Genomic DNA, 12,430 nt, shown 5'->3' with positions numbered 1-12,430 from the left:
CCTCTCTCTATGATTGAAAAAGGAGTGGAAAAATGAAAAATAAACAAAATTTCCAAAACATTTACCCGCTATCGCCTATGCAAGAAGGTATGTTGTTTCATCATTTAAGCGATAAAGATCAAGATTTTCAAGCGTACTGTGTCCAATCGGCTCTGAAAATTTCCGGTACGTTTAATTTTGAAATTGCAGAAAATAGCCTAAATATTCTTGTAAGGCGTCATGATTTGTTACGAACAGTTTTTATTCATTCTAAGCTAAGCCGTCCTCGACAAGTTGTATTCAAAAATAGAGAGATGTTCATCCAAATGCATGACTATACTCATTTACAAGGGATTCATAAAGAGAAAGCTATCGAACAGTTCTTGGCGTCTGATTTAAAGGAAGGGTTTGATTTGGTAACTGGCCCTCTATTTCGGGTACAGGTACTGAGATTAAGCGAGCTTGAGCATATACTTGTTTTTACGAATCATCATATTATTTTGGATGGCTGGTGCTCTAGAGCGGTTTTAGAGGAATTCTTTGAGATATATGCTACGTTATTGCACCAGGAGCCGGTGAGAGAGAAGAAATCATTTTCTTTTAGTAAATATATTCAATGGATTGAAAATCAGGACAAAGATAAGGCTCATGCCTACTGGAGGGAATATTTAAAAGGACTTGAGACAAATACAGAGATGCCGAAATTCTACAAGAAAGCAACAAAAAAAAGCTTTCAAAAAGGGGAGTTTTATCAAAAAATAAATGATGACTTGCTTCAAGGTCTTGAACATCTATCAAAGCAATACAAAGTCACTGTCCATACTATATGTCAGACAACTTGGGCTTTGTTGCTCAGTCATTACAATCAATCGAAAGATGTTGTATTTGGATCAGTAGTATCTGGAAGACCACCTGAATTAGAAGGCATTGAGCATGCTGTGGGATTGTTTATCAATACCATTCCGGTCAGAATAAAGATGGAGCCTGAAATGTCTTTTGCACAGCTCCTACAGAATGTACAAGAATCAAACTTGGAGTCTGAGCGCTATTCATATTGCTCTCTGGCTGAGCTTCAGAAAATGACAGAATTTAAGACAGATCTGTTCAGTCATTTGCTTGTTTTTCAGAATTATCCGTCTAATGATGCTTCAACAGAAGAGGAAGAAGAACTTTTTGGTTTTCGCATAGAAGAATTCCATGATACCGAGCAAACAAATTATGATTTTCATTTAACTGTTGCTCCAAAGGAACAATACATCATTTTTCATTTTAATCAAAACGTATATGAAAATGATGAAATCCGTAACATAAGCAGACGATTTTTCCGTATATTAGAACAGATTATTGAGGCTCCTGATATGAGGATGTGTGAAATAGAGCTAATTGATGAAAAAGAAAAAAGGCTTATAACTGAAACATTTCAAACGTCTAATTACAATAGGGGTGAAGACAATCTCACCCTTCATGAACGCTTTGAACAGCAGGCAGCTTGGTTTCCTAATAAAACAGCTGTTTCATTCAATGGAGAATCGCTTACATATGAAACACTAAACAGTCGCGCTAATGAGCTTGCTAAAAAGCTTCGAGGACTTGGAGTACAAGCAAATGACTTAGTAGGTGTTATGCTGGAACGCTCTCACTCATTTATCATAGGCATTCTTGGTATTTTAAAAGCAGGAGCAGCATATGTCCCAATTGATCCAAATTATCCGCTGGAACGAATAGATTATATGATTCAAGATTCGAGAATATCCATTCTTATCACGGATCAAAAAAAGCATGCGGATATATTTCCTTCTATTATATATACAGGAAAAGTACTGATTATAGATGACATGTATAACGGTGACTATTGTGAAAATCTTCCTTCTATATCCTCTGTACAAGACCTTGCCTATGTCATTTATACATCAGGATCGACAGGAAAGCCAAAAGGAATTCTCACCAAACATGAAAATGTAATGAGAGTGGCTGTAAATACGAATTATGTAGATGTGACACATGAGGATCGTATTCTACAATTATCTAACCCATCTTTTGATGGCTCGGTATTTGACATTTTCGCAGCATTATTGAACGGAGCAGAATTAATCCTTATTGACCCAAACATCATTCTGTCGCCAAGAGAACTTTCTACATTCTTAGTAGAACAAAAGATTACGACCATGTTTTTAACTACTGCTTTATTCAATGCAATCATTGCTGAAAATCCAGCCGCTTTTAATGGACTTCATACCGTTTTGTTCGGCGGTGAAAAGGTAACGGTTTCTTTTGTCGAGCAAGCCTTAAAGGAATCTGGATCTAACAAATTCATTCATGTGTATGGGCCGACAGAAAGCACTGTTTTTGCCGCTTTTTATCAGATTCAATCTATTGATAAAAGATTAGGGACTATTCCAATTGGAAAGCCGCTGAATGATACAGAGCTCATAATTTTAAACCAATATGGGCAACTTCAAGCAATCGGCCTGCCTGGTGAACTATGCATAGCTGGAAAAGCTCTTGCCAAAGGATATCTGAATCGGCCTGACTTAACCGACGAGAAGTTTGTCACACATCCGTTTAAAGAACAGGAGAGAATGTATAAAACTGGTGATTTGGTAAGGTGGCTTCCTGATGGAGCTATTGAATTTATGGGGCGAATTGATCGTCAGGTGAAAATCCGAGGTTTCCGTATTGAACCAGAAGAAGTAGCGGCTCAATTATTACTCGTCCCTAACATAAAAAAATCGTATGTTATGGAAAGAAAAAACGAGCAAGATGAAACATATCTATGCGCTTATTATGTGTCTGATACCAAGAAAGAGTCAAAGGAGATAAGGGACGCTTTGGCTAAACGGCTACCTGATTACATGCTGCCTTCCTTTTTCATTCCATTAAACGACCTTCCAATCACGCTGAACGGAAAAACCAATGAAAAAGAACTGCCAGCTCCTGAACTAATGTTAGATCAAGAGGAGGAATATATTGCACCTCGAACAATCGTAGAAAAAAAACTAGCAGAATTGTGGGAGCAGATTCTAGGGGTAACTCCTGTTAGTATTAGTACCCATTTCTTTGAAGTGGGAGGTCATTCACTCAAAGCGGTTTCTCTGATAGCGGCCATTGAGAGAGAGTTATCGGTTAAATTGTCGATTAAAAAGATTTTTGAACATCCTTATTTAGAGGAAATGGCAATAATGATTGAACAGGAAAAAAATAGAGAAGTGCTTGGTATTCTCCCAGCTCCACCTCAGGACCATTATCCAGCTTCTGCAAATCAACAACGGATATATGCAGTCAGTCACTTACAGGGCGGGGAGCAGAGCTATAATATGCCATTCCTTTTAAAGGCTCCTCATACTTTACACATTGAGCGTGTTCAGAACACACTTAATATGCTTGTTGAACGCCACGAAAGCCTAAGAACTTCCTTTGATATGGTTGGGGATGAGCTGGTACAGCGAATCCACTCTTCTGCCAATGTAGAAGTGATGAGAGAAAAAGTATGTGAAGGCGGGCTAGACAAACTTATGCCTAAATTGGTAAAACCATTCGACCTTCATCAGGCGCCACTGTTAAGAGCGGGTGTTTTTGAGTATCAAGGAGATCATCTGCTGTTTATTGATATGCATCACATCATATCAGATGGTCAATCAATTGAGATTTTTATACGGGAATTTATTGAATTGTATAAACACAATCAGCCACTGCCTCCTCTTGCGCTCCAATATAAGGAGTATGCTGTTTGGGAAAAGCAGCATGAGATGGATGCGGATGTTTCCTATTGGGAGCAGCAGTTTAAGGATGATATCCCAGTTTTGACATTGCCTTTTGATGAGAAGCAGACGAGTGGAACACAGCCAGAGGGTGGCTTTTATATCAGAACGCTTAATCAGGAAATAACAAATCAATTGAAAAAGTATGCTCTGCAACAGAATCAAACTCTCTTTTCACTATTATTGGGAATGTATCAGCTTTTGCTCTCTAAATATACAGGGCAGAAAGATTTAGTAGTCGGTACTCCTTCTGCTGGGAGAAATCATGCGATTTTTGATAAAACTGTTGGGATGTTTGTCAAGACATTACCTATTAGGACTCATTTACAGTCTGCACAGCCAGTAAATGAATTTTTCTCAAAAGTACAGGAGCATTGTTTTGCAGCCTTCGAATGTGATATGGATCCTGTAGAATGGATTATGAATCGAACTAGTATGACACGGAAGACAAATGGTACTCCTCTTATTCAAACCATGTTTTCTTTTCATCATGAACAGGAAGAAATTGCTGCACAATGGGAGATACAAAACGTTTTCAATCCCAATGTACAATTTGATCTATCATTGGATGTGTTTGAACACAGTTCCCATTTAGACATCTATTTTGAATATAGTACAAGTTTATTCAGAAAAGAGACTATTGAACAGATGGCCCAAAATTTTGAACATCTTATCCAGACGGTGTTGGCCGATCCACATCAATTGATTGGCGAAATCGGGTTGCTTTCCCAGGAGGAACAAGCGCTATTGGCCAGCATGAATGATACTTTTGTACCGATGTCTTCCTACCAATCTATCTCGGCTCAATTTGAAAAGCAGGCTGAGGTGCGTCCGGAGGAAACAGCGGCTGTTTTTAGAGGAAGATCCCTCTCCTACGGAGAATTGAACAGCCGTGCCAATCAGCTAGCACATGCCCTCATTCAACAAGGTGTTGGAACGGATATGTTGGTAGGCATCATGGTTCGCCCATCATTTGATCTACTCATCGGGATGCTGGGAATTTTAAAGGCGGGGGGAGCCTATGTACCAATTGACCCTCAATATCCAGATAGCCGTATTGAGTACATGCTGAAAGACAGCGCTGTCTCTCTTTTGCTTACACAGTCGGTGCTGAAGGAAAGAACAGATTCATACTCAGGCAAAGTGATTTATTTGGATGAGGGGATGGAAGGAGAGCGTACAACGAATCCACCTTCAGTGGCAGAAGGGCATCATCTAGCCTATATGATTTATACTTCTGGATCAACTGGGGAGCCAAAAGGCGTCTTGATTGAACAGCACAGTGTACTGAATTTATGGCAATGGTTTGAAAGGACATATCATGTGGCTCCTGGAGATGCCATTCTCCATATGACCAATTCTGCCTTTGATGTTAGTGTGGAGGAAACGTTGATTCCGCTCATGTCGGGAGCTGTTGTCGTTATTGCGGAAGAACAAGTAGTGTTCCAAAAGGAAACGCTAATCGATTTCTTGAATGAGCACAAAATCCGCATAGCTCAATTTGTTCCAGCAACCTTACGTGCACTTTTAGCTGGACAAACGAAAAAAGCTAAGAATTTAGAAGTGGTCATCTGCGGTGGAGAAAAGTTGGATCCTCAATTGGCTAACCAAATTACATCGCAAGGGTACCATTTATACAATCATTATGGTCCAACCGAAGCGACGGTCGATACACTCGTATGGTCCTGTCCACCGGACAGAGGGGTAATTAAATTGGGAGCGCCCATTGACAATACAAAAGTCTATGTGCTCGATGAAGAAGGAAACCCTGTACCATCAGGCATTCCTGGTGAACTGTATATTGGTGGTGCAGGTATTGCAAGGGGCTATTTGAACCGTCCAGATCAGACGGATCGTACTTTTGTGCCCGATCCATTCGAACAAAACGGGCGCCTCTATAAAACAGGTGACCTTGTCAAATGGCATAGAGATCAGACAATCGAATATCTTGGTAGACTGGACAAACAGATCAAAATCCGAGGTATGAGGATTGAGCCGGGTGAAATTACAGCGAAGCTGGTGGAGTTGGATGAGATCGAGAATGGCTATGTGGTGGCTCATCATGATGAGGAAGGACAAGTAAATCTATGTGCGTATATCGTGTGGAAGAAAGAGAGTGAGCCAGAGAAAATAAGACGAAAGCTGGCGCAAACTCTACCAGAATATATGATTCCTATGCATTTCATGACAATAGATGAGTTGCCTTTAACGCCAAACGGAAAAGTAAATGAACAGCTGCTTCCAATACCTGAAAAAGAAACAGAGGAAGCATATGTACCGCCTTGCACAGAGACTGAAAAGACGCTCGTTTCCATTTGGCAGGAGGTGCTGGAGACAAATCTAATTGGGAGAAATAGTCACTTCATTAAAGCTGGTGGACATTCCTTAAAAGCTATAGATTTAATGAACAAAATCAGAAAGCAACTATTTACAAAAATTTCTTTACAGGATATTTTTGAATATCCGCTCTTAAAAGAGCTTGCTAATAAAATTGACAAAACGGGCCAAGCAAAAAGAGAAATCATATCAGTGGCTAAAGAGGCCGAAGAGTATCCGATGACCTCTGCACAAAAACGCATTTATGCAGTTAGTCATTTAATAGGCGCTGACACAACCTATAATATGCCTATTGTTCTAAAAGTGCCATTTAAGCTAGAAAAACAAAAGACAGAAAAAGTGATTAAAAGAATAATAGAACGTCATGATAGTTTACGAACCTCTTTCCAGGTGAAAAATGGTGAAGCAGTACAGATAGTTCATGCAAACTCTGATTTAAATATAGAAGAAGAAATACTGAATGCAGATGAGGTGCCTTCACGGATTTCTACGTGGACTAAGCCTTTTAATTTGAAAAAAGCACCTCTCATGAGAGTAAAAATAGCGAAGATAGACAATGGAGAGCATTTGCTGTTTTTGGATATACATCACATAATTTGCGATGGTGTATCAATAGATATATTACTAAATGAATTCTCCTCGCTGTATATTGATGAAAAAAACGAACTTCCTGTTGTACAGGTGCAATATAAGGACTATGCAGTATGGAAACAAAAACAAGATTACAGCCAGTCGAATAATCATTGGGAATCTATTCTGGATGGTCAGCTACCTGTTTTGAATCTACCGACTGACTTTAGCAGGCCAAAGGTTCAACAGTTTGAAGGAGATTATATATCGATTTCAATTGATCGAGAAATGGGACGTGGTCTTCTAGAGAAGCTGCAAGAGCAGGAAATGACACCTTATGTTTTGTTCCTGGGATTGTATCAGATACTTCTTCATCGATATTCAGGTCAGACGGACATTCTAACAGGAACGCCGGTTTCAGGGAGAGGTCAAATGGGCCTAGAAAATACGATAGGTCTATTAATGAATACACTGCCCATTAGAACAGTTACAACACCACAGATGTCTATAGCTAGCTTTTTAGAGCAGGTGAAAAATCAGGTATATAGTATGATGAAATATGCTGATTATCCACTCGATGAATTCATTGAACGTAAACAGATTAAAAGAAATCTTAATCGGAATTTATTATTTGACACAGTCTTTTCGTTTCATACAGAAGAGGAAGTTTCTTTATGGACACCGCTTCAAACAGATCAAAAGACAGCAAAATTTGATTTGACATTTGAGGTCACTCAGTTAAACGGTGAATTTCACATCAATATTGAATACAGTACAAACCTATTCCGTGTAGAGAACATTGATAGGATGGCTAGACACTACGTGGAGCTCATTAAGCAATATCTGATGGGAACGGAACAGTACTTGTATGAAATTGATTTTCGTTTAGATGAAGAAAAGCAATTAATTAAGCGTGTAAATGATACTGCTTATCCATTGTCGGTTGATCAGACGGTGTGCACCATGATGAAATTATGGGCTGAACATCACCCAGATAGCGTAGCAGCGGTGCATCAGGATAATATTTTAACCTATAAGGAATTAAACGAAAAGGCTGATGCAATTGCTGATTGGCTTGTGCAGCAAGGGATCAAAAAAGGTGAGATGATTGGAATTATGACAACTCCATCATTCAATATGCTGGCAGGAATTTTCGGTATTTTACAGGCTGGAGCAGTTTATGTACCTATAGACCCAGCGTATCCTAAAAAACGGATCGACTATATCTTGAAAGATAGTGAAGTTGCCTTCTTGCTGACCGAATCTGAGTATAAGAGTTTGCTAACAGGGTTTGAACAGGAAGTGGTTTTTTTGGATGTCCATCATTTTGAGAAAAATGGAATGTCCAATTCTATAACAGTACAAGGGTATGATGTAGCTTATATGATTTACACTTCCGGCTCTACAGGAAATCCAAAAGGTGTCATGATTGAGCATCGTTCATTAATGAATTTGGTTCAATGGCATCAAAGGAGATTCCAATTAACAGAGGCCGATCGTTGTTTGAAATTTGCTGGCTTTGGATTTGATGCCTCTGTATGGGAAATATTCCCTTGTCTATCTTATGGGGCATCTCTTTACATCGTCGATGCTCATGTACGGCAGGACATATATCAGCTAAATGATTTTATTGAACGTCACCAAGTTACGATTGCATTTATGCCTACGGCCTATTACGAACAATTTTCTTATTTGACAAACAGCTCACTTCGCATCCTTTTAACTGGCGGTGAAGCGTTGAAAACCTGTAAATCCCATTCTTATAAACTTGTCAATAATTATGGACCAACAGAAAATACAGTCGTTTCCACAAGTAGTGTAATTGACAGCGATTCTAACATAACTATTGGAATGCCAATTGATAATTGCCGGGTATACATTGTCAATGATCAATTTCAAGAGCAACCAATAGGAGTAACGGGAGAAATTTGTCTTGCAGGAGCTGGCCTAGCAAAAGGGTACTGGAATCGTCGTGAAGAGACGAAAGAACGTTTCATACATCATCCGGTTACAAAAGAACGTTTATATAGAACCGGAGATTATGGGCGATGGACATCAGATGGGAAAATTGAATACATTGGAAGAGCGGATGAGCAAATCAACATACGTGGATATCGAGTCGAATTGCAGGAAATTATCCATGCTATAAAAATGTTGCCGGGCATAAAGGATGTCTATCTTTTACAAAATAATATGGGTACGACAGCTGCAAGATTAATTGCCTACATTATATGTGATCAGCCATTTTTCGTTGACGAAATAAAAAGCCAGCTTTCAGAAAGGCTTCCAGATTATATGGTTCCTTCACAATTTATAAAGCTTGGCTACTTTCCTTTAACTGAAAACGGAAAGGTAGATAAAATAGCACTGCCAAAACCGATACAAGCAAAAAATGATGCAGAGCAGCAAATAGAGCCTAGAACGAAACTTGAAACCGAAATGAGAGAGATCTGGGGAGAAGTTCTAAATATACCTTCTACTTCTATAGGGATTCATGATGATTTCTTTGAACTTGGCGGAAATTCTATCAATATTTTAAAGATTCTTGCCTTAACGATGGATAAGGACTGGGATATATCGATTCAAGACTTTTTTGACGGAAAAACGATAGCTGCTATCTGTGATCAAACGGAAAGAGAAGAAAACCAAATCGATGATAGTGTATATGTCCGTCCAGCAGAGCTTTGTTTGATTGATGATAAAAGGTTGCATAGTAAAAGTGGCGTATTTTTGACCGGGGCAACAGGATTTTTAGGCATTCATTTGCTGGAAAGGTTACTACGTACAACACAGGGGCATATTTTCTGCTTAGTAAGGGGAAATAAGCAATATACAGCAGAAGAATGGCTCAAACAAGTCTTTTTACAATACTTTCCGAAGGGTGTTGACTTGATAGAACGAGCATCAGACAGATTAAGTATTGTTGCTGGAGATTTAACAAAAGAACGATTCGGCTTAACCTATGACATGTACGAAGATATTAAAAAACGGACAGAGCATATTTTCCATGCCGCGGCTAAAACGGACCACTTTGGACAGTTTAACGAATTCAAAGAGTTCAATATAAATGGTACAAAAAGAATATTGGAATTTGCAGGCGACAATAAAAAACTTCATTATATTTCGACTATGAGTGTAGCAGGTCATGTCGCAAAAGGTGAAGAGGAAAGAGTTTTTACTGAAGAAGACTTTTTCATTGAGCAGGAGATAGATGACAATGTTTATGTGAAAAGTAAATTTTTAGCTGAGCATGAAGTCATGCAGGCCGTTGCTCGTAAAGAGGTGAATGCAACTATTTATCGCATAGGATTGATTACAGGGCGACACGTAGATGGATGCGTACAATTGAATTTGAGGAAGAATGCATTCGCAAATACACTTGAAACTATCTATCATCTAGGAGCTGTTTCAGAGGAAATTGTTGGCCAGTTATTAGATGTTTCACCAGTGGATTTATGTAGTGAAGCAATTTTAAAACTTGCCTCCTCTTATAGTAATAAGCCTGTTTTTCATATTTATAATCCGTATAAAATTAATATACAGAAAATGTTTAATTTAGGAGGATTTGAAATAAATAAGGTGCCAGATCATGAGTATGAATTGCTAGTAGAATCCTATGCTAATGAAAAAAACTATCAAAAGATTTTAGGATTTACTTATTATATTGTGAAGGAGAATGAGGCGTATCGTGCCGTAGTAAAAAGTAAATGTGATGTAACAGTTCACTATTTAAAACAATGCGGTTTTGAATGGCCAGAGCCTTCAGTTGATTATATAAAGAAACTATTTTCAATGATGAGGGAAAAAGGATATTTTTTAGAAATGCATATAAAAAACATTTAATAGGATAGGTATTACCCTCACTTTTCTTATGAAAGGTGAGGGGATTGTTTTAAGGGGGAACGATAAAATGCTTATGTTAAAAGCAGAAGGGTGTAAAGCTACTAGAAATGAAAAGGTGATTTTTGAAAACGTTCATTTAGATATAGAAGAAAAGCAGAGAGTAGCCATTATTGGCAGTAATGGTGTTGGTAAAACGACATTGCTTAAAGCACTATTTGGTAAGGTGCAATTAGAAAAGGGAAAAATTATGAGAAAGTATCCTGCAGATGCTTGGGGATGGGTTGAACAGATGGAGGAACTAGCGGATGTGACTCTTTATGAATATGTTAGTTTGGTTCGTCCTGAGCTGGCAACTTATCAAAAGAAGATTGATGAGCTTCAAAAAAAGATGTCGATTGTAACAAAAGAAGAGCTAGAGGGCTTGATGGAGGAATACACGACATTTTATGAGCGTTTTATGGCAATGGATGGTTTTCAATTTCAAACGGAAATTGAAAAGCACCTGAGTCAATTACAGTTGCCTCCAGCAAGCTGGTACATGCCTTATAGTCAATTAAGTGGTGGAGAAAAAACCAGGGCGCAATTAGCTAGGACGATGCTCAAAAATCCAAAATTTTTAATTTTAGATGAACCAACCAATCATTTGGACAAAGATGCAATTGAATGGCTTACGAATTGGATTAAAGCTAGTGATACAACCGTATTGTTTGTTTCTCATGATAGACATTTTATTGATCAGGTGGCTGATGTAACGTATGAGTTGACAGCAGAAGGAACAAAAAAGTATAAAGGCGGTTATTCAGCATATAAAAAACAGAAGGATCACGAAATATTAACTCATCAGAAACTTTACGCCAAACAGGAACAAAAAAAGAAAGAGTTATTAGAGTCAATTATCCGTTATAAGCAATGGTTTCAGCAAGCCCAAAAATCATCTGGAAAAGATGATTCTGCTGCGCAAAAAAACAATTTCTCATCGAGGGCAACGAAAAGCGCCTCACGATTTAAGGCGCTTGAAAAAGCATTAGATCGCCTTGAGAAAAATAAAATAGAAAAGTACAAAGAAGCAGATCGAGTGAAGCTTGATTTTCATGAAACAGCTTTTGGAGCCTCACGTCTTTTGCAAATACGTCAAATGACATTTGGATATGATGGTATTACTCTTTTTAAGGATTTTAACTTAGATGTGAAACGCTCCGAGAGATTGGCTGTAATTGGGCCAAATGGTTCCGGGAAAACTACTCTACTTCAGCTTATTTTAGGACGGAAGCAGCCGGAAGAAGGAATGGTACAGCTTCATCCTAGATGTAAGGTTGGTTATTTTTCACAAGAGCTTAGTGATCTGGACGGAAGTGATACAATATTGGAGCATATTATGAAAATCCCTAATTTAACTCAGACAGAGGCAAGGACAATTCTCGGCTGTTTTCTTTTTAAAAGAGATAATGTGCTCAAAAAAATATCTCATTTAAGCATGGGTGAAAAATGTAGGGTCGCCTTTGTAAAATTATATTTCTCCGGCGCCGACTTACTTATTCTCGATGAACCGAATAATTATTTAGATATTGAGACGAGAGAGACGATTGAAGAGGCGCTTCAAGAATTTCCAGGTACGATAATTGCTGTTTCACATGACAAATATTTTTTGAGAAAAATTGCAGATAGAATACTAGATTTAGGAAGCACAAACAAAAGAGTATTTGAAGGCTCTTATTCTGATTATGAGCAGGAGAAAAAAAATAGAGAATTAAAATTAACAGTAGAAATGCAGAATGAACTTTTCTATTTGGAAATCAAGAGGCAGAATTACTTGGCAGATAGTCCTGTAAATGAAGAAGAGCAAGAGGAGCTTTTAGCAAAAATTTACGAAATTAACCAAAAAATCGACAAAATTAAAAAGCAGGCTTATAAGCAATTTTAAGTTATGTACATGTATATTTCAG

At 38.2% G+C, this 12,430-nt stretch carries 2 protein-coding genes; both read left to right on the top strand.

Features of this window, described 5'->3' with window-relative positions:
* Positions 1 to 32: 32 nt before the first annotated feature.
* Positions 33 to 10,487: an amino acid adenylation domain-containing protein gene (locus ACVWY7_RS12520; RefSeq protein ID WP_456523815.1), complete on the top strand. Its 10,455-nt coding sequence runs from the start codon at positions 33 to 35 to the stop codon at positions 10,485 to 10,487.
* 67 nt (positions 10,488 to 10,554) lie between these two features.
* A complete protein-coding gene (gene abc-f / locus ACVWY7_RS12515; RefSeq protein ID WP_073523951.1) occupies positions 10,555 to 12,408 on the top strand; it encodes a ribosomal protection-like ABC-F family protein in 1,854 nt (617 codons plus the stop codon).
* Positions 12,409 to 12,430 lie beyond the last annotated feature (22 nt).

It is taken from the genome of Bacillus sp. TE9106W (genome assembly GCF_054062215.1).
This window is presented reverse-complemented; position numbering and strand designations above follow the sequence as displayed.

What these genes read in the sequence shown, in the direction of transcription:
- abc-f (WP_073523951.1), top strand. Translation starts at nt 10,555, where the DNA reads ATGCTTATGTTAAAAGCAGAAGGGTGTAAAGCTACTAGAAATGAAAAG.
- ACVWY7_RS12520 (WP_456523815.1), top strand. Translation starts at nt 33, where the DNA reads ATGAAAAATAAACAAAATTTCCAAAACATTTACCCGCTATCGCCTATG.